The 19,583-nt window shown below is 48.0% G+C and carries 15 protein-coding genes; 7 read left to right on the top strand and 8 right to left on the bottom strand.

Annotation, left to right across the window (positions count from 1 at the left end):
* Positions 1-29 precede the first annotated feature (29 nt).
* Positions 30-971, bottom strand: coding sequence for a TIGR01777 family oxidoreductase (locus tag AC3WS5_RS06445; RefSeq protein ID WP_492466432.1), 942 nt, complete (start codon positions 969-971; stop codon positions 30-32).
* A 250-nt stretch (positions 972-1,221) separates the two neighbouring features.
* Here AC3WS5_RS06445 and AC3WS5_RS06440 point away from each other — a divergent pair, with 250 nt between their 5' ends.
* The gene (locus tag AC3WS5_RS06440) at positions 1,222-2,031 is read left to right on the top strand and encodes a type IV toxin-antitoxin system AbiEi family antitoxin domain-containing protein (RefSeq protein ID WP_492466431.1); all 810 of its coding nucleotides are present in this window, start codon (positions 1,222-1,224) and stop codon (positions 2,029-2,031) included.
* Complete coding sequence (locus AC3WS5_RS06435) at positions 2,028-2,312, top strand: hypothetical protein (protein ID WP_492466430.1); 285 nt, start codon at positions 2,028-2,030, stop codon at positions 2,310-2,312. The genes AC3WS5_RS06440 and AC3WS5_RS06435 overlap by 4 nt, the downstream gene beginning before the upstream one ends.
* 52 nt (positions 2,313-2,364) lie before the next feature.
* Here AC3WS5_RS06435 and AC3WS5_RS06430 read toward each other — a convergent pair whose 3' ends face one another.
* Positions 2,365-3,009, bottom strand: a complete 645-nt coding sequence (locus tag AC3WS5_RS06430; RefSeq protein ID WP_492466429.1) for an MBL fold metallo-hydrolase — start codon at positions 3,007-3,009, stop codon at positions 2,365-2,367.
* A 237-nt stretch (positions 3,010-3,246) separates the two neighbouring features.
* On the opposite strand from AC3WS5_RS06430, the gene AC3WS5_RS06425 reads away from it, so the two are divergent.
* Positions 3,247-5,712, top strand: a complete 2,466-nt coding sequence (locus AC3WS5_RS06425) for a DUF5686 and carboxypeptidase-like regulatory domain-containing protein (RefSeq protein WP_492466428.1) — start codon at positions 3,247-3,249, stop codon at positions 5,710-5,712.
* A gap of 55 nt (positions 5,713-5,767) precedes the next feature.
* On the top strand, positions 5,768-8,902 hold the full coding sequence (locus AC3WS5_RS06420) for an ATP-dependent helicase (protein WP_492466427.1): 3,135 nt from the start codon (positions 5,768-5,770) through the stop codon (positions 8,900-8,902).
* A 144-nt stretch (positions 8,903-9,046) separates the two neighbouring features.
* Here AC3WS5_RS06420 and AC3WS5_RS06415 read toward each other — a convergent pair whose 3' ends face one another.
* The 6 genes from AC3WS5_RS06415 to AC3WS5_RS06390 form a co-directional block, all read right to left on the bottom strand.
* A complete protein-coding gene (locus AC3WS5_RS06415; RefSeq protein ID WP_492466426.1) occupies positions 9,047-9,484 on the bottom strand; it encodes a universal stress protein in 438 nt (145 codons plus the stop codon).
* An 11-nt stretch (positions 9,485-9,495) separates the two neighbouring features.
* A complete protein-coding gene (locus AC3WS5_RS06410; protein ID WP_492466425.1) occupies positions 9,496-11,079 on the bottom strand; it encodes a DHA2 family efflux MFS transporter permease subunit in 1,584 nt (527 codons plus the stop codon).
* A complete protein-coding gene (locus AC3WS5_RS06405) occupies positions 11,080-12,180 on the bottom strand; it encodes an HlyD family secretion protein (RefSeq protein ID WP_492466424.1) in 1,101 nt (366 codons plus the stop codon). It abuts the gene before it with no gap.
* 10 nt (positions 12,181-12,190) lie between these two features.
* Positions 12,191-13,453, bottom strand: a complete 1,263-nt coding sequence (locus tag AC3WS5_RS06400) for a TolC family protein (RefSeq protein WP_492466423.1) — start codon at positions 13,451-13,453, stop codon at positions 12,191-12,193.
* Positions 13,450-14,052, bottom strand: a complete 603-nt coding sequence (locus AC3WS5_RS06395; protein ID WP_492466422.1) for a TetR/AcrR family transcriptional regulator — start codon at positions 14,050-14,052, stop codon at positions 13,450-13,452. The genes AC3WS5_RS06400 and AC3WS5_RS06395 overlap by 4 nt, the downstream gene beginning before the upstream one ends.
* 84 nt (positions 14,053-14,136) lie before the next feature.
* Positions 14,137-15,576: a glycine--tRNA ligase gene (locus AC3WS5_RS06390; protein WP_492466421.1), complete on the bottom strand. Its 1,440-nt coding sequence runs from the start codon at positions 15,574-15,576 to the stop codon at positions 14,137-14,139.
* Positions 15,577-15,699: 123 nt separating this feature from the next.
* Between AC3WS5_RS06390 and lnt the strand changes: the two genes are divergently transcribed.
* From lnt to AC3WS5_RS06375, 3 genes are all read left to right on the top strand, one after another.
* Positions 15,700-17,292, top strand: coding sequence for an apolipoprotein N-acyltransferase (gene lnt, locus AC3WS5_RS06385; RefSeq protein WP_492466420.1), 1,593 nt, complete (start codon positions 15,700-15,702; stop codon positions 17,290-17,292).
* 68 nt (positions 17,293-17,360) lie between these two features.
* Positions 17,361-18,158, top strand: coding sequence for an alpha/beta fold hydrolase (locus AC3WS5_RS06380; protein WP_492466419.1), 798 nt, complete (start codon positions 17,361-17,363; stop codon positions 18,156-18,158).
* A 42-nt stretch (positions 18,159-18,200) separates the two neighbouring features.
* Positions 18,201-19,559 carry a Gfo/Idh/MocA family protein gene (locus AC3WS5_RS06375; protein WP_492466418.1) on the top strand — a complete coding sequence of 453 codons (1,359 nt, stop codon included), beginning with the start codon at positions 18,201-18,203 and terminating at the stop codon, positions 19,557-19,559.
* Positions 19,560-19,583 lie beyond the last annotated feature (24 nt).

Below are 19,583 nucleotides of genomic sequence, written 5' to 3'. Positions count from 1 at the left end.
ACCGAACGGTACGTTCGGGCGGGTAATATCTAGTGTCTAAAATCTCCTCCCACCAGATTCTCCAGCGCCCCGCTGATTTCCGGCCAGTTGGATTCAAACCCTGTCTGGCTGAGCTTTTCACTGCTGACTGTCACGCTTTTGAGCAACTCGGTACTGATTTCTCCCAGGGCTAATTTCAATACGAAGGCGGGGACTGGCAGTTTCAGCAAGGTCTTCCTGCTTGTAGCCAGGGCCAGTGCATCCATCAGATCCCTGAGTGTTACCGGATTTGGGGAGACAGCATTATAAATTCCTGAAAAACTCTCCTGTTCCATGGCGGCCAGGTACAGTCTGACCAGGTCGTCCAAATGGATCCAGCTTATGGCTTGTTGCCCGTTACCGAAAATGGTCTTTATCCCAAACCTAAGCGGCCTGATAAATTCCGCCAGGGCGCCGCCCGCCGGGCTCAGGACGATTCCGGTGCGCAGGATCACGACCCGCTTGCCCAGCGCCTGAATGGGCTGAAGGCTCTGTTCCCAGTGGTCGCAGAGTTGTCCGAAAAAATCGGGGGCATGCGGATCTTCTTCGGTAAAGGGATGCGGATTGGGAGTTTGGGGATCGGGCCCATACCAGCCGACAGCGGAGGCACTGACCAGCGCTTTCAGTTGTTGAGGGTTTTCGGCGATGGCAGAGCAGATCAGCGAGGTGCTTTTTACGCGGCTGTTGATCAGTTCCTGTTTACGGCCGCTTGTCCATCTTTTTTGGGATATATTGGCCCCGGCCAGGTTAATGATATAATCCGCGTCAGCCACGGCCTTCCGGTCGATTTCATTTTTTTCCGGCTCCCAGGGTAAATAGGTGAGGCTCGTTACCGGTTTTGGGAGCGACCTGTTCCTCGAGAATATCACTACATCGTGATTATTCTCAATCAAACGTTTCGCGAGCGCGCTGCCGATAAGTCCGCTGCCGCCCGTAATAATTACTTTTGCCACAGGAACTTTTTTCAAAGTTAAAGCGCCATTTCACGTTCGCCAAAAACAGGCCTTTTTTGAATTGAGGCACTGATCAATCCTTTCGTGAATGCTAACCTCAACGATGTGATGGAGCAACTGGAGGGGGCAAATTGTCGCCGCAAAGGTGGCGAGGGAAGGGTGAATCGATTGTATGAATTGGCAGTCGTTAAAAGAGAGATTTTTTGCATAAATTGTCGAAATTCGGTATTTTCCGCAAAAAATTACTCTTGTGAAAAGCTATATGCCAATATCGGATTGGGTTGAGAGCCTCGCATCAAAAGGAAAAAATTCTTTTAGCCTGGACGATGTGAGAACTGCATTTATCGATGATAAAGAGGTTACCCTTAAATCGAAGTTATCAAGACTTACCAAAAAAGGTAAAATTACATCTGTACACAAAGGTTATTATTTAATCATAACACCGCAATATGCTTCAAAAGGAATATTGCCACCACCATTATTTATAGATGGTTTAATGAAATTTTTGGAAAGACCTTATTATGTGGGCCTGTTAAACGCTGCTGTCTTTTATGGCGCGGCACATCAACAGCCACAGGAGTTTTTTGTATTTAGCGACTTCCCCACATTGCGGCCAACCAGCAAAAAGGGCATCAAAATAAACTATATTAGTAAAAAGGAGGTTCCTACTCTGTTCCTTGAAAAGAAAAAAACGGAAACCGGCTTTATCAATATATCTAATCCTGCCCTAACCGCGGTGGATCTGGTACAATTTGATAAACGAATTGGAGGACTTGATAGAGCTGCAACTATTTTGAATGAACTGGCATACGCCATAAAGTCAGAACAAATAACTGAACACCTTTTGAAAGAAGTCCCTGTTACAGCTATTCAACGATTGGGCTTTTTGTTGGAAGTAGTACTGCAGAAAGATATAGGAAAGCATCTTTATGAAGTGAGCAAAAAGGCAGAACTGGAATTTTTTCGTATTCCGTTAAGGACTTCCGCTCCGAAAGTTGGTTTTTCGTCAGACGAGCGATGGAAAATAATAGTGAACACTAAAATTGAAATTGACGAATGATACCACAGAGTGATATAATAGAATGGAGTAATACTGTTTCATGGCAGACCAATGAACAGATTGAACAGGATTTGGTAATTTGCCGAGCATTGGTAGAAATTTTCCGCGATGATTACCTGGCAGAGCATTTGGCTTTCCGTGGGGGGACAGCACTGCATAAATTGAAGTTAAAGGACAATTACTTCGTGGGAGATATTGTTGGCTTGATACGTCCCGATGAAGTGTATGATTACCAAACAGCATACGAGTTGGTAAAAAAAGAATTGCTTGATAAAATGTAGAGTGGCGATAATCACAATAAATCGAATATTAATAAAATTCAATATCCTACACCTAATCCTCCCGCACAAACGGATTATTGGTTTTTTCAAAACCGATCGACGTGCCGCCACCATGACCAGGGTATACTTTGGTTGCATCGGGCAGACTGTAAAGCTGCGTCCGGATCGACTGCTCCAGTACGTCAAAATTCCCGCCCCGGAGGTCTGTCCGGCCAACACTTCCACTAAACAAAACATCGCCGCTGATCACATATCCGTCCGCCTCATTATAAAGTGAAACACTGCCCGGTGAATGACCCGGCGTGAATAATATCTTCAATTGGCCATTGCCGATTTTCAACACCTCCCCGGGTATCAGCAGTTGCATGTCACCCTTGTAACCGTCAAACGGCACCCCGTACATATCGCCCGATTCAGTCGCATGTCGCAACACATTTTTTTCCAACTCGTGCAGGTACAGTGGTAATCCCCAGGTTTGGGCAACAAACGTATTCCCAAAAACATGATCCAGGTGGCAATGCGTGTTAAGCAGATACACAGGCTTCAGCGCATTCGACACGATAAAATCCTGCAGCTTCCCGCGCTCATCTTCCGAATAACATCCCGGATCAATGATCGCGCACTCGCCAGCCTCATCATACAACACATAAGTATTCTCCCTGAAGGGATTAAATTCGAAACGGTGGACATGTAACATGAACTTCCTATTTAGCCTCCAAAGATACTTTAAAGGAATTATCCTGAATGGCACGATCCCGTCCACCCGAACCAGTCCCGTTTTGCCGGGTCTCCGCTTCGCTACGACGAGAGATATTTACTTAAGCTAGCTCTTGCGGCTGGTGAGGGCGGATTGTATTCCGCGAACTTTCTGTCTCAAGATCCGGTGCCCGAAGGAAAAAGCGGTTAACCTCAAACCCCTTAGTTTTGCGAACGAATGAAGAAGTACCCGGTTATAATCTTCCTGTTATTGTTTGGGAGCAGCTATGCTCTTGCACAAAAAACCATCCGGGGTACAGTCAGGGATTCCCACAGCGAAGAACCCGTGCCGTTCGCCTCCATTCAGTTTCAGGGAACTTCACTGGGCACCATCTCCGACTCTTCCGGAAACTTCGGCCTCAGCGCAAATACCTGGCCGTCAGACACGCTAACCATCACCAGAGTGGGATTTCAGCCTTATTTCCTGGTGGTGGATCCTTCCAAAAACGACCTCACCGTAACCATCCCCATGGACCGGGGAACATTCAATGAAAACGTGGTGGTGACCGTGAAAATTGACAAAGGCCTCTGGCTTTGGAAGAAGATCGTTCAGCATAAACCGGAGAACAATCGTTATAAATTTGATAATTTTTCTTACGAACTCTACAACAAGCTGGAAGTAGATCTGAAGAATTTCAAAAGCCTGGAACGCATCTCAAACATCAAACCTTTCCGGCCTATCCATGAACTGATTCACCAAAACATCGATACCCTTGAAGGACAGCGTATCCTGCCGACCTACCTCACAGAGACAATCTCAAATTATTACTATCAGAAGAAACCGCTGAAACGCCGGGAAGAGATCATCGCAGTCAACACCAACGGCGTAAAGAATGAAAGCATCGTGAAGTTCCTGGGCGGGATGGACCAGGTATTCAACGTATATAATAATTTTATTAATGTCTTCAACAAAGAATTCGTCAGCCCCATCAGCGACAACGGCGATTTCTATTATAAGTACTATGTAACCGATACACAATATATCGGGAGCAGTCGCTACTACCGGCTTCTGTTCACTCCCCGCAGAAAAGGCATGAACACCTTTGAAGGCGACTGCTGGGTGCACGTGGGCAGCTTCGCGATCTGGAAAATGAATCTTTCCCTCGACAAGACCGCTGATATCAATTTCATGGATCGGTTCAGTTTTGTGCAGGAGTTTAAAAGACTGGCCGACAGCAGTTGGTTTGTCTCCCGCGAAAAAATGGTGGTGGATGTCTCCCCACTGAGCAATAAGACACCCGGGGTCGTCGGTCACAAAACAAGCACCTACCGGAATATTGTCGTCAATGACAGTTCGGTCACGAACAGACTGGCGCGAAATAAACAGCAGGAAGAAGTGATCGTGCTGAGCAAGGCCTCCGACAGGAGCAAGGCTTTCTGGGACTCTACGCGGCATGAACCGCTGAGCCGGGCTGAAAAGGGGATCATCCGGATGATCGATACGCTGATCAATACACCCTCCTATCAGAAGATCACGCGGCAGGTGGTGTTTCTGACCACCGGTTATTTTGACGTGGGTAATGTGCAATTCGGATCGGCATACAACTGGTTTTCGGGCAATGGCTGGGAAGGATTCAGGACCCGGTTCGACGTAGCCAGCAACAAGTACTTCAATAAAGCCCTCCGATGGCATACCTACCTGGCCTATGGGTTTACCGACCGGAAAGTTAAAGGCGAAGCAGAATTATTTTACCTCCCCCGGAAAGATCCGCGGCAGTACTGGCACCTGGGCTACCGGAACGACCTGGATTTCGGGCAAAATTATTATGGGGAGATCTCACAGGATAATATTTTCACCTTCGCGATCCGCAAACCTAATATCCCCCGGAAATATATCAACCTGGAAACAACCGACCTGGAGTTTTTTAATGAACTACGTACTGGCTTTTCTGCCAAAATATCGCTGAAGAACCTTCGCTATACGCCGCTGAAGAACCTGATGCCCGCCGATTCTTTCGGTACCGGCCTCAAACAATTAGTGAGTTCGGAAATAGCTTTGAAACTCCGGTTTGCCTATCAGGAAAAATTCCTGGAATCGCAGTTTTACCGCACCAGCCTGGGCAGCCCCTACCCCATTGTAGAAGGCACGCTGGTCAAGGGATTCAGCGGTCTGCTGGGCAGCCGCTTTCCCTACACCCGGCTGCTGGCAAGTGTTTCGGACAATATCAAAACACCGCCATTCGGGACCATTGCCTTCCAGCTTTACACGGGACGGACCTTCGGTACCCTGCCCTATACTTTTCTGGAAATAGCGCCGGGCAATGAACTGTACTATTATAATAAATACGCGTTTAATATGATGAGCCGTTATGAGTATGTTCACGACCGGTTCGCGGGCCTGAATTACGAACATATTATCGGCAACGGTATTTTCCGATTGCTTCCACGACTCAAAGTGCGGCAGTTTTATACCGTGAAAGCGCTGTGGGGCCTGCTTTCTGATGAAAACAAACTGCTGAACAACCGCGAGGGTTATCATTTTAAATCGCTGGATGGAAAGACATATATGGAAGTGGGCACGGGCCTGGATAATATCCTGAAATTCTTACGCGTGGATTTTATCTGGCGGGTATTGCCGACCGATGAGTCGCTGCGCGCATCCGAGAAATTTGGCGTATTTGGCAGTTTCAGGATCAATTTCTGACCTGCCCCCCTGTTTCCAGAACGAAAGTGCTTATCTTGAAAATAAATAACAACTCATGTCTCTGCAAAAAAAGCAACTTGAAGAATATTTCACTGGGGTTTATACCGCACTTAACGACCAGCAGCGCCAGGCGGTTGACAGCCTGGAAGGGCCGGTGATGGTAATCGCGGGACCAGGCACCGGAAAGACGCAGATCCTGGCGGCAAGAATCGCGAAGATCCTCCTGGAAACCCAGGCCTCACCCGAGAATATTCTTTGTCTGACTTATACCGATGCCGGCGTGGTCGCCATGCGCAAAAGGCTGAGGTCATTCATCGGCGCCGATGCTTTTCGCGTAAACATTTATTCCTATCACGCTTTTTGCAATGATGTGATCCAGCACAACCTCAGTTATTTTGAAAAATCTGCGCTGGATCCGGTATCCGACCTGGAACGAATCGAATACCAACGATCGATCATCGACAGCTTCCCAAAGGGTCACCCGCTAAAAAGATACCGGGGCGATGTTTATTACGATGTGCCAAACCTGGCAAATCTGTTCTCTACCATGAAGAGCGAGGGATGGGAACCAGCATGGCTTAAAGAACGAATTACAGAATACCTGGTGCAGATTGAAACAAGCGATGAATACAGATACAAGACTTCCAGGGCCGGCCGGTGGAAAGCAGGTGACCTGAAGCCCGATTATTATGCCCAGGTAAAAAGGATGGAAAAATTAAAGGCCGCCGTAGAAGAGTTTGATCACTACCAGGATTTGATGAAGCAGAACGGCCGCTACGATTTCGACGACATGATCAACTGGGTTATTAAAGCTTTTAAAGAAGATGAAAACCTGCTTGCCATTTACCAGGAACGGTTCCAGTATATCCTGGTCGATGAATTCCAGGATAGCAGCGGTACGCAAAACCAGATCGTAGAGCTGCTGATCCGTTACTGGGAACAACCCAATATTTTCGTGGTGGGTGACGACGACCAGAGCATCTACCGGTTCCAGGGCGCCAACGTAGAGAACATGCTGAACTTTGCCAATCAATACGTCAATGATCTGAAGACTATTGTTCTCACCAATAATTACCGGAGCACGCAGCCCATCTTAGATGTTTCCATGGCGCTGATCACCAATAACCAAGAACGTTTGGTCAACCAGATCCCGGGTTTGAGCAAAGACCTGGTGGCGGCTAACGACAAGATCAATCAACTACAGAACAAACCAGCAATTCTAGAGTACAACTCAATGGCAGAGGAGATGGCCGGCATTAGCCTGCAAGTGTCCGAACTTTGTAAACAGGGTGTTGAACCGGGAAAGATTGCGGTAATCTACGCGCAAAACAAATACGGCGACGAGCTGAAACGCTATTTTGCTGTGAAGGAGATTCCGGTTTACAGCAAGCGCCAGATCAACCTGCTGGACCAGCCCTTTATCCGAAAATTTGTTTCCATTCTTCGCTATCTTCATGAGGAACTCGATGCACCTTACGGTGGTGATGAAAGGCTCTTTGAAATCTTGCATTATGATTTTTTTAATATCCCACCGATAGAAATTGCGAAGATCACGGTGGAAGTCAACCGGCAACGCTTTAAAGGTGAACCGACTTCCATCCGGAAGTCCTTGGCGGACCGGGCAAGACGGCCGGGTGTTGATTTATTTGACCCCGGATTGCCCGAAAGTTTGTTGCAAACCAGCCAGGCACTGGAGCAACTCATTGCAGACGTACCAAATGTAACCATTCAGCAACTGATCGAGAATGTCATTCGCAGGGCCGGTGTATTGGGGTATATCTTAAAGCACGAGCAGAAGACTGCTCTGATGCAATATCTCTCGGGATTTTTTGATTTCGTGAAAGAAGAAAACCGGCGAAAACCGCGGCTGACACTGCGTGAGCTGATCAACCTGCTGGATGTGATGGTGAAGGAAAAGATCCCGCTACCCCTGGTACAACTGACGGGAAATGATAAGGGTGTAAATCTCCTCACGGCTCATGGCAGCAAGGGCTTGGAATTTGAATACGTATTCCTGGCAGGCGCCAACTCAAATTTATGGGAGAAAAAAAGCAAACCCAACGGAGGATTTGTTATCCCGGGAAATGTTTTCACATCGGGGCAACGAGGCGATGACCTGGAAGAATTGAGGAGGGTTTTTTACGTGGCCATTACCAGGGCGGAAAAATCTCTTACCATATCTTACTCCCGGTTTCACGATGACCTGAGGGAAAGGGAACCTTCCCGTTTTATAGCGGAGATTCAGGACCATTATGATTTGCCGGTGGAAAAAATTTCCATGAGCGATGAGGACATGTTCGATTTCAAGCGTGTGATGCTGGAAGGGAAATCGCCCGTATTGGCGGAGATGGAAGATGATTTCATCGGTCAGCTTCTGGAAAAATTTGTCATGAACGTGACTGCACTGAATAATTACCTGCAATGCCCGTTACGATTCTATTATCAGAACCTCATCCGGATACCTTCGGGAAAGAATGAGGCCCTGACATTCGGAAGTGCCATACATTTTGCGCTCGAAAAGCTCTTTTCGAAAATGCGGAAGGACAACGGCGTTTTTCCTCCTGCCGAAGTTGTGGTGTCGGACTTTTCCTGGTTCATGAACCGCAACCGGGAGAGCTTTACCAAAGAGGCATTTGACAGGCGCATGGAACAGGGTAGCATTATTATTCCGGAGTATTACAATAAATATATTTCGACCTGGAACAAGACGATCGTCTCCGAAATAAATATCAATACCGTGGTGAAAGGCGTTCCCGTCAAAGGAAAGATGGACAAGCTGGAATTTCATGGGAACGACGTCAATATCGTAGATTATAAGACCGGCGATTCGACGAGAGCGAAAGAAAAATTATTACCGCCCAATGATAAGAACAATCAGGGTGGCGATTATTGGCGGCAGGCAGTATTTTATAAATTATTGCTGGACAACTACCCGCTGAAAAACTGGAATGCCGTCAGCGCGGAATTTGATTTTATAGAGCCTGATTCAGATGGTAATTATCAGAAGACGCTAGTCAGGTTCAGTGAGCCCGACCTGGAGACCGTCAGACAACAGATCACTGACACCTGGGATAAGATCCAACACAGAGAATTCTATACAGGCTGCGGCAAGCCCGACTGCGAATGGTGCAATTTTGTAAAGGATAACCGGCTCTATGTCCGCCTGGAGCCCCAGGAAGAAGACGTTTAAGAGAATACACTTCCTACGCAGCCCGTCGCTTGTGATTGGTGATTGGTGATTCGTAATTGACTTACGTATTTCGTAATTTGTAATTCAAAAATATCACTACTTGAATTATTTATCACTAATAAGTGATAATATTATTTTACGTATTTAGTGTGCATGCTTGTTATACGGCACTGAAATGACCGGGATCGTAGCATGCCGGACCACATATTCAGCATTACTCCCCATCATCAGGTGCGACCACCCCGTGCGGCCATGGGTACCGATCATGATAAAATCCGCCTCGATATTGTTGGCAATATCCAGGATCACTTTTTTTGGATCGCCGGCGCTCGTTATAATGTGTACACCGTTTGCCCCAAACTTTTCCTTTACTTTAGTCAGCAGTTCTTTGGCAATGGCCCTCCGTGCTTCAAAAGGGTCTGTGAACATGCCCATCTCAACAGGATAGTATTCTATATTTGTATTGACCACCGTCAGAAAATAAAGTTCGTATTCATTAGATCCCGTAAGGAAACGGGCAGCAAGTTTCTCAACTTCATCACTGTTTTTACTGAAATCCAGACACGCGAGTATTTTTTCCATTTGCAAAAAATTTAATCCATGATCATTTCACTATGCGAATCGCCTCCCTTCTTTGACCTGGTCAACAGGATCAGCGGAACCGCACACAAAGTTGCCACTGCCACCATCCAGAAAATATTATTATAACTCACCAGGGATTCCTGCTTTATCAGGCTGCCATTCAACAACTGGTAAGCCATCATCTCCGCCTGATCTTTGTAATAGCCCTTCCCTATAAATTGTTGCGTAAGCATCTGCAGCCGATCCGAAAATTTGTCGTTGTAAATGTTAGTGTACTGTGACAGGTAACTGTAATTTACAGCATTTCTGTGATTGAGCAAAATATTCATTACGGCAATCCCGACTGCTCCCCCCAACTGACGGATCATATTTGTAATACCTGCTGACTGCGCCAGCGCTGATCCCTTCATCCCCTGAATGGTCAGCGTCATCACCGGCGACATCATCAGGCTGATCCCTAATCCTCTCAAAATAAACGGCCAGAAAAAGTTTGCAGAATCCGAATCAGGGGAAGAGAAACTCATAATCCCCGAAAACACGATCACCATCGCCGCACCCGTCAGCATCAGGGTTTTGGCACTGATGCCCTTGGACAACATCCTGCCTACTGCCAGCATTCCCACTGCAGAGGCCAATGCACCCGTCACCATGAAGTTACCCGTCTTGGTTGCGGTCCACCCCAAACCTATTTGTACAAACAGGGGAAACACAAACACCGTAGCCAAAAGGATCATACCTAAAACTGCGGTGAAAATACCGCCGGCCCACATATTCCTGTATTTAAGCAACCGGATATTCACCGCCGGATTTGGCGAGGTCCATTCCCAGTAAATGAAAGCCACAAGGCCCAATAGCGAAATCATCGCCACAATCAAAATCAGGTTGCTCTCAAACCAGTCGTTTATCTGACCTTCCTCCAAAATATATTGCAGGGCCCCCACGAACATGACCAGGAACGCTATACCCGCCCAGTCCATTCGCGGTTTGACAGCGCCGACCCGGTTTTTTACGAACTGCCAGGAAAGGATCGCCGCCAGAACGCCAATCGGTACATTGATAAAAAAGATCCAGTGCCAGGAATAATTGTCGGTAATAAAACCACCCAGGCTGGGCCCGATCGTCGGTCCCAATACCAGTCCTGCACCAAAAATTCCGTTGCCGATACTCAGCTTCTCTGGCGGAAAACACTCAATGACGATCGTTTGCGCGGTAGTCAGCAGTGCTCCGCCACCTAACCCCTGAAGAAATCGCCAGAATACCATCGTCCATAAACCATTTGCGGTTCCGCAAAACAGAGATGCCACGGTAAACAGGATAATGGAAAAAGTAAAATAAGGTTTCCTGCCAAAATAATCACCCAGGATCCCCGAAAGCGGGATCATGATAACATTGGAAACTGCGTAGGACGTCACGATCCAGGCCACTTCCGTGGGCGTTGCACCAATACTTCCGGCGATCTCCCGGAGGGAGACGTTGACAATAGAGGAATCTATCAGTTGAAGCAGCGATGCCGTAATCGCAGTTCCAATTAACACGATCCGCTCCAGACCCACCGGATACACTCTTTTAGTCGGTATGGATAACGCTGTTGCCATCTATTTAACTTTTACATCCACCTTTACACTCATGCCGGGATCCAGCCGGAAACCAAGTTGCTCGGGGTTCTTGTCGATCCTGATCCTCACTGGTACCCGCTGGGTGACTTTCACAAAATTTCCTGTGGCATTGTCGGGCGGCAGCAGCGAAAACTTCGCGCCTGTTGCCCCGCCAAAACTTTCAACCTTTCCTGTGAACTTTGTATTATACGCGTCCACGCTGATTTTCACCGGCTGACCCGGCCTCATCAATTTCAACTGGGTTTCTTTAAAATTTGCGGTGATCCAGATATTCCGCGTATCCACTTCAGCGCAAACCGGCTGTCCGGCTTGCAGCAACTGCCCCGGCTCCACGGATTTTTTTGAAACAACACCGCTGAAAGGTGCAGTGACCACTGTGTGATCAAGCTGACTCTGTGCCAGATCGAGCTCGGCTTTGCGCTGTTCTATCAGCGCCTGCGCCGGGTTTATTTGTTTTTCCTGCGTGGCCGCCGACTGGTAGGTGCTGCCCGCCTGCTTTACCTGCACTTTCTGATCTTCGATCGCCTTGTTAAGATGGGCACCTGCTGTAACTACATCTGCCTTTGCATTGTCCAACTGTTGTTGTGTAACGGCGGCGTCTTTAAACATGTTCTGCGCACGCTGATAATCGGTTTGCGCACGCTCAAGCTGGGTACGTGCGGAAATAATATTTTGCTCTAGGGCGGTGGCGCTTAACGCCCCGGCGCTGGCTGTCTGCGCCACGGCCTGGGCGCCAGACCTGATGACATCCACCTGGGCAACTGCGCTGGCTAGTGCTGCTTTCGCCTGCTCAAGTTTCGCGACATAATCGCGGTCATCAATCTTCACCAGGGTATCACCCTCTTTGACGAATTGGTTATCTTCAAAATAAACTTTCAGGGCAAACCCGCCCACAGCAGGCCTGACGGACAGGATGGTCCCGTCCACCTGCGCGTTGTCCGTAACTTCATGTTTTCTGCTATTGAGGTAGTAGAGCAATACCGCACCCGCAACGACCAGGCTACCCAGTATGATCAATAAAGTCCGGGTCCTGCCGGCTTTCTTTTTGAGCGCTTGCTCCAATTGATTTCCTTCCTGCATTTATTTCTTTTTAGTATCCTAAAGTTGTATTCAGGTTTTGTTTAGCAATAAATAACTGAACCGTATGCAATACGGCATTCAACCTCGCCGTATCCAGTGCGTTCAGTTCCGTGATGTATTCTGTGGAGGTGATGACACCGTTCTCCAGTTGACTGGCCGCGGCTTTCAGGATAGCTTCCCTCGCCGCAACGATCAGGGAGTCTTTCCCGATGATGGATTTATAACGATTGATCTCATTTTCCTCCTGCACGATCTTCATTCGGATCTGCTGATCAAACAGACTTTTTTGTTCATTGACCTGAGCCTTGCTGATCTCAAGCAACTCCTGGTTTTTGTGCTGGATGGCGAGACTGTTAATATTCCAGGAGATGCCCACACCCCCGATGCCGTAGAACCGGAGATCATTATTCAGAAAATTGAAACCGGGGCGGCCGTAATATCCCTGTCCAAAAACAAAGAGCTGCGGTCGGTTGTTCTTCCGTACCAGCTCCTGCTGAAGTGTATATAATCCCTGTTGCTTTTCGAAGAGCCTGGTCTCCGGCCGGCTGATCGACTGGGTGTCCCTGACCGGCGCTTCTCCGGATGCAAATGTGTAACTGGTATCAATCGGCCTGTTGGTCAGGATCACCAGTGACTGCACCAGCGATTGGATCTGGCTGTTCAGCTCATCGGTCTTTTGCTCACTGCTAAGCTGATCAGACTGCAAGGCCAGCAGGTTTGAAGGCAGGGAAACACCGTTTTTAACCGCCGATGTCACTTTGTCCATCCGGGACCCGATTTCCTGGATCCTCAGCGACGTGATCTTTCTGTTTTGCTCCAGGTATAATATATTTGCAAATATGTAATCTATCTGTTCTTTGAGATGCTGGATATCGATATCAGCCTGCAATTGGCGGGATTCCGTCTGGGTTTGATCGATCTGCTTTTGTGTCTTAAAATTGAACAGATCATTGAAATTGTAACGGGTTTCCAATCCGGCTTTATATTGATCTTTCTTTTGTTCCGGAAGGCCCAAACTTGATCCTGGGATATTGAGCGAGGTCACTTCAGACTGGTAGGTTCCTGAGCCGGTCAGGTTCAGCCGAGGATACAAGGTGCTGCGCAATATCTTGTCAGAAACCTCCAAAGCTTTCTGGTATAGGTCTTTTTGCCGGGTTGCGGCATAGTGTTGAATGGCTTCAGTTTTTAAATCCTGAAGGGTCACGGTCTTTGGCTGGGCGGCCAGGCCGAAAAAACAGCCCAGGCCGGATGCGAGTAGAAATATTTTTTTCATCCATTTTTGTTGACTTGCACGGCGTGTATAAAAAACTGCGCCGCAGCATGGTAATAATCCTGCATAAGGTTCGCGTACTCCTTCCCCGAAAGCCGGAGTGTGGTCCTGAACCCTTTTTCATTGACACTTGGAAAAGTACTCAATGAAATTATAAATATGTATAATAAATTTGGGTCAGTCTGTCTGATCAGCCCTTCATCCATCCATTTTTGAAAGGACTGAACAACCAGGTTTTTAGGTGGCCGGTTACTTCTTTTCCTGATCAGATCCGGGCTTCTTTTTATTTCCCGCAACAGGAACAGCATGGATCCGCTTTGTGCAAAGTTCCGGATGTCTCTGATAAACTGCTGCACTTTTTCTTCCCAGCTCACTTCTTCCGTTTCGAAGGCGGATATTATCGGTAAGAACTCCGCCAGCGTTTGTTCAAAAACTGTCTGGAACAGGCTTTCCTTGTTCCTGAAATAATAATGCACCAGGGCTTTGTTGACGCCAGATTGGTCGGCGATTTCCTGCATACGCGTCCCATTGTACCCCTTTTCCTGGAATATTTTCCGTGCCTCCGATAAGATTCGTTCTTCAGTATGCTGAACAGATTCCATCCTAACCAATTAGTTTAACCATATGGTTAAACCGCAAAATTAAGACTTTTAAATTTATCTCCCTTAAAATTTTCAATAAAAAATTTACTTAAGTGCTTTCCCTACATACTCCCCGATCTTTGATACGGGAATGCGCTCCTGCGCCATGCTGTCGCGATGGCGGATCGTAACGGTTTCATCGGTTTTGGTCTGATGGTCAACGGTTACACAGAACGGCACTCCGATCGCGTCCATCCTTCTGTAGCGTTTTCCAATGGTATCCTTCTCTTCATAAAAACACCTGAAATCGGCCCTGTTCTGCGTCATGATCTCCCTGGCAATTTCCGGCAGTCCATCTTTTTTCGTAAGCGGGAACACAGCCAGCTTCACCGGCGCTACATGCGGCGGCAGCTTCAACACCACCCGGCTGTCCTTCTTCTCATCAGTGCTCAAGTCCTCTTCGGTATATGCGTTGCTGACAACCGATAGGAACATGCGGTCCAGGCCGATTGAGGTCTCGATAACATATGGAATATAATTTTGATTCAACTCCGTATCAAAATACTGCATCTTCTTCTTGCTGTACTCCTGATGGTTGCGCAGATCGAAATCAGTCCGGCTGTGGATACCTTCCACCTCTTTAAATCCAATGGGAAACTCGAATTCAATATCACAGGCGGCATCAGCGTAGTGCGCCAGTTTTACGTGATCATGGAAACGGTATTTGGAAGGATCGGCGCCAAAGCTCTTATGCCATTCCAGCCTGGTCTCTTTCCAGTACTCGTACCATTCCTTCTGCGTACCGGGCTTTATGAAAAACTGCATTTCCATCTGCTCAAATTCGCGCATGCGGAACAAGAACTGACGGGCTACAATTTCATTCCGGAACGCTTTGCCCACCTGGGCAATCCCGAACGGAATTTTCATCCGCCCGCTCTTTTGCACATTTAAGAAATTGACAAAGATCCCCTGTGCCGTTTCAGGACGCAGGTAAATTTCATTGGCATCTTCCGCCACCGATCCAAGCTGGGTACTGAACATCAGGTTGAACTGACGGATGTCGGTCCAGTTTGACGTCTTGCTCACGGGGCACACGATGTGATTGTCTATGATCAATGCTTTCAGACCGGCATAATCATCTTTTACCAACAGTGCATCCATCGCAGCCAGTACTTCCTTTGCCTTTTCCGTATTCCCGAGTGCTTCCTGCTCTTCAGCAAATGTCTCGATCAGGTGATCCACCCGGTAGCGCTTCTTGCTGTCCTTATTATCGATCATCGGGTCGCTGAAATTATCCACGTGCCCGCTGGCTTTCCAGGTAGTTGGATGCATAAAAATGGCCGCATCAATCCCAACGATATTTTCGCGCAACTGGGTCATATTCTTCCACCAGTTATCTTTGATGTTCTTCTTCAGTTCGGATCCCCATTGTCCATAATCATATACGGCAGCCAGTCCATCATAGATTTCACTGCTGGGGAAAATAAATCCGTACTCTTTACAATGCGAAATGATCGCCTGGAATTTGTTGATATCTGTTGACATGGCGGCAAAAATAAGACATACGCCGGAAAAAGAAGCCGTCCCGGGCATTAGGCACATCAATTAAGCAACCTTGTTCCTGAACCATTGAGTTTTTCCATATTTTTGAAATCCAACTTCCTGTACATGATCAACTCAAAATACTCCGGCTTCCTGCTCGCCCTCCTGGGGGGCCTTCTTCTCTGGGCCGCCTGGCCGACCTCACCCCTCACCTTCCTGATCTTCATCGCCTGGCTGCCCATGTTCAGACTGACAGAGCAGGTTACCAACTGGAAGAAATTTTTAGGGTACACTTTTATTACCGTGATATTATGGAATGTACTCACCACCTGGTGGATCGCCAACAGCACGATACCGGGGGGAATCAGCGCGTTTTTGGTCAATAGCCTGATCATGTGTATTCCCTGGCTATTGTATTTTTTCTTCCGGCGATATTTTAATTTGCTGATATCCGGGATGGCCCTTGCAGCATGCTGGGTGGCCTATGAGTTCCTACACCACAACTGGGATCTGAGCTGGCCCTGGCTGACCCTGGGAAATGCTTTCGCCATGCATCCCGAATGGGTGCAATGGTATGAATTTACCGGCGCTTCGGGCGGTACGCTTTGGATCCTGATCAGCAATATCCTGATTTTCCAGGTTTTTGAAAAATATCGGGCCGGCGGACGAAGCACCGGATATTTCAAAAGCCTGCTGATCTGGATCGCCGTACTGGCGCTGCCCATTTTAGTTTCCCGGCTGATCACTATCAATCCCCTCGTGGAACAGAATAAATACAATGTTGTGGTTGTGCAACCGAATGTTGATCCATACACAGTGAAATTTGCGGCCGGCAGCCAGGAAGCCCAACTTCAAAAACTCATCGCACTATCCCAACAGCAAATTGATGCGAACACCGCGCTGGTGGTCTGGCCCGAGACCGCCATTCCCTTTCAGGCTGATGAGGCCAGGCTTGCCGACAACATGCTCCTGGAGCCCGTGTGGAATTTCCTGAAAGTACATCCACAGGTCAACCTGCTGACCGGATTGGAAGGCGTCAGGTTGTTTGATCACAAAAACAGCCGGACCGCCAGACAAGTTCCCGGAGGTGACGGTTATTACGAAAGTTACAACAGTGCCTTACTGACCAACGGGCATGAATTCAGGATCTACCATAAATCAAAGCTCGTCCCTGGGGTAGAGGTCCTGCCGTCATTTTTAGGTTTCATGTCCCCGCTGTTCGATAAATTCGGCGGCACCACCGGGGGATATACCACGGACACGGCCACACTGCCACTCGCCAGTTTCAACCGGAGTTTCCAAGTAGCCCCAGCCATTTGCTATGAGAGTATTTACAGCGACTACCTCACCGGTTTTACTCGCAGGGGAGCAACCCTGATCTGCGTGATCACGAATGACGGTTGGTGGGGAAATACCCAGGGCTACAAGCAACATATGCAATACGCGCGGCTGCGCGCCATCGAAAACCGGAAATGGGTGGCACGGAGTGCAAATACCGGCATCAGTTGCTTTATTGATCCGGCGGGAAATATCATCCAGCGGCTGCCCTGGGCACAACAGGGTGTGATCAAACAGGATATTACGGCCTATGCGGGGGCGACTTTTTACAGTCGCCACGGAGATTACCTTTCCAGAATATTCTCTATCGTGGCGGCAGGCTTTTTCCTGTTGCTCCTGGTGAAAGCCGCAGTGAAACCTTCACGAAAACGTTTTCTCTGATTGATTTCGGTTAATAAAAATTCTTGAGTAACTTTCCGTTCTGTTTACCTGAGGAAGACAGAAGCAGTATGGAAAAGAAGTTTGCAATCGATCAGGATAAAAAAATATACTACCGGGCTACAGGCAAGGGAGCTCCCTTGATGCTTGTGCATGGCTTTGGCGAGGATGATTCGATTTGGGATAATCTGGAAAAATACCTGAAAGGCAGTTGCCGCCTGGTGATTCCCCAGCTCCCGGGTACAGGCAACTCTGAGTTGCTGCCGAAAACTTCGATGGAGACGATGGCAGCAGCGCTGTTGGCTATCGCGGACCAGGAGGGTTTCGAAACCTTCACCATGCTCGGACATAGTATGGGCGGATATATTACGCTGGCTTTTGCCGATAAGTACGCCGGGAGACTGAAAGCGTTCGGTCTGGTGCACTCAACGGCTTATGCCGATTCGAAAGAAAAAAAGATTACCCGCAGAAAGGGGATTGAATCCATTCGTGAACATGGTTCCGCAGCATTTTTCCGGACTTCCAATCCTAACTTGTTTTCTGAAAAAACCCGCTCGGAGCATCCTGACCTGGTAGAACGTATCGTCAACAAACCACTGGCGGTCTCTGCCGAAGCCGCGATTGCCTATTATGAAGCAATGATTAGGAGAAAGAGCCGGACCAGTGTGTTGAAAAACGCGCAGGTACCTGTTTTATTCCTTATCGGAAAGTATGACAAGGCCGTCTCTCCTGCCGGTGCAATTAAACAGAGTACACTTCCCGCAATTTCCTATATTCATATTCTAGAGAACTCTGGCCACCTTGGTATGCTTGAGGAACCGGAAAAGTTCAACCAAGCGATCGCTGCTTTTATCAGGGAAGCGAACTAATGCCATTGAAATAAATATTCTAATACATCAAAAATTTCTACAATGTCCACTTCAAGAAGAAAGTTCATCAAGAACACTGCACTTGCCACATCAGGCGCCTGGCTTGCCACATCAGGTATTAGCGCCAAAAGCTATGGGAATATTCTGGGTGCCAATGACCGCGTAAAGGTCGGTATCGTCGGGTTTTCCGACCGTTTCAGGGGCTCGCTGTTCCCTTCTTTTTTAAACCATTATAAAGACCTCAATTTCGATATCGCCGCTGTATCGGATCTCTGGAATTATCGCAGGAATCAGGGTGTTGAGTATATCGGTTCCAAGACGGGCAATACACCTAAGGCCTGCCGCAACAACGAAGAATTGTATAACCTGAAAGATATCGATGCTGTTATTATCAGCACGGCAGATTTCCAGCACGCCCTGCATGCTATTGAAGCGGTAAAAGCCAAATGTGATGCGTATGTGGAAAAACCATTTGCCGAAACAATGGAAGACAACCGCGCTGCATTGAAAGCAATACAGTCATCCAAACGCATTATCCAGATCGGATCACAGCGGAGAAGCGGTCCTAATTACATGGCAGCCGAGGACTTTATAAAAACCGGGAAGTTCGGGGATATTACTATGGTTGAGCTCACCTGGAACGTAAACCAGCCCGGCCGCTGGCGCAGACCCGACCTCGTTGCCAAACTCCGGCAGGAGGATACTGATTGGAAACGTTATCTGCTGAACCGACCCTTTGAAGCCTGGGATCCGCGGAAATACCTGGAATACCGGCTTTTCTGGCCCTATTCATCAGGCATGCCAGGTCAATGGATGAGCCACCAGATTGATACCGTGCATTGGTTCAGCGGCCTGAAACATCCGCGCACCGTGGTAGCCAACGGCGGTGTGTACAAGTGGAAAGACGGCAGGAGGAACTGGGATACCACAACGGCTGTATTTGAATACGGACCTGAAAATGACAAGAACAGCGGATTCCAGGTGGTTTTCATGTCGCGCATGCACAATGGAGATGAAAGCCCTGCTGAAATCTACTATTCAAACGGCGGCGAATTGAACCTGATCACCAACAAGGTATCGCCCAAAGGCGGCCTGCGTGAGAATTTTGCAAAGGCGATGGGTATGAAGGCAAACCTGTTGCCTGAGGTGTCCCTGAGTGAAAATGCGCCCAAGATCATCACGTCTGCAAATACCGGAGGAGATTCGCTGACGAGCGCCCATATGCGCAACTGGATGGAGTGTGTCCGCAGCCGGAAGCAGACCAATGCGCCTGCAGAGGCAGGTTACAGCCATTCCATAGCCAATATCATGACAACTGCAGCTTCCAGGACCGGTATGAAAGCCACGTTTGACGAAAAAACGCAGGAGGTGATTGTAGGCGGCAAGGTGTTCAAATATTGATCTATTTCAACAATCAGGTTTAAA

The organism is Niabella sp. CPT15-335-S11 (genome assembly GCF_058792415.1).
This window is presented reverse-complemented; position numbering and strand designations above follow the sequence as displayed.

Excerpts from the sequence above, each read along its gene's own strand:
- AC3WS5_RS06430 (WP_492466429.1), bottom strand. The coding sequence starts at position 3,009 with ATGTTACATGTCCACCGTTTCGAATTTAATCCCTTCAGGGAGAATACT.
- AC3WS5_RS06380 (WP_492466419.1), top strand. The coding sequence starts at position 17,361 with ATGGAAAAGAAGTTTGCAATCGATCAGGATAAAAAAATATACTACCGG.
- AC3WS5_RS06435 (WP_492466430.1), top strand. The coding sequence starts at position 2,028 with ATGATACCACAGAGTGATATAATAGAATGGAGTAATACTGTTTCATGG.
- AC3WS5_RS06395 (WP_492466422.1), bottom strand. The coding sequence starts at position 14,052 with ATGGAATCTGTTCAGCATACTGAAGAACGAATCTTATCGGAGGCACGG.
- AC3WS5_RS06375 (WP_492466418.1), top strand. The coding sequence starts at position 18,201 with ATGTCCACTTCAAGAAGAAAGTTCATCAAGAACACTGCACTTGCCACA.
- AC3WS5_RS06420 (WP_492466427.1), top strand. The coding sequence starts at position 5,768 with ATGTCTCTGCAAAAAAAGCAACTTGAAGAATATTTCACTGGGGTTTAT.
- AC3WS5_RS06425 (WP_492466428.1), top strand. The coding sequence starts at position 3,247 with ATGAAGAAGTACCCGGTTATAATCTTCCTGTTATTGTTTGGGAGCAGC.
- AC3WS5_RS06410 (WP_492466425.1), bottom strand. The coding sequence starts at position 11,079 with ATGGCAACAGCGTTATCCATACCGACTAAAAGAGTGTATCCGGTGGGT.
- AC3WS5_RS06400 (WP_492466423.1), bottom strand. The coding sequence starts at position 13,453 with ATGAAAAAAATATTTCTACTCGCATCCGGCCTGGGCTGTTTTTTCGGC.
- lnt (WP_492466420.1), top strand. The coding sequence starts at position 15,700 with ATGATCAACTCAAAATACTCCGGCTTCCTGCTCGCCCTCCTGGGGGGC.
- AC3WS5_RS06390 (WP_492466421.1), bottom strand. The coding sequence starts at position 15,576 with ATGTCAACAGATATCAACAAATTCCAGGCGATCATTTCGCATTGTAAA.
- AC3WS5_RS06405 (WP_492466424.1), bottom strand. The coding sequence starts at position 12,180 with ATGCAGGAAGGAAATCAATTGGAGCAAGCGCTCAAAAAGAAAGCCGGC.
- AC3WS5_RS06415 (WP_492466426.1), bottom strand. The coding sequence starts at position 9,484 with ATGGAAAAAATACTCGCGTGTCTGGATTTCAGTAAAAACAGTGATGAA.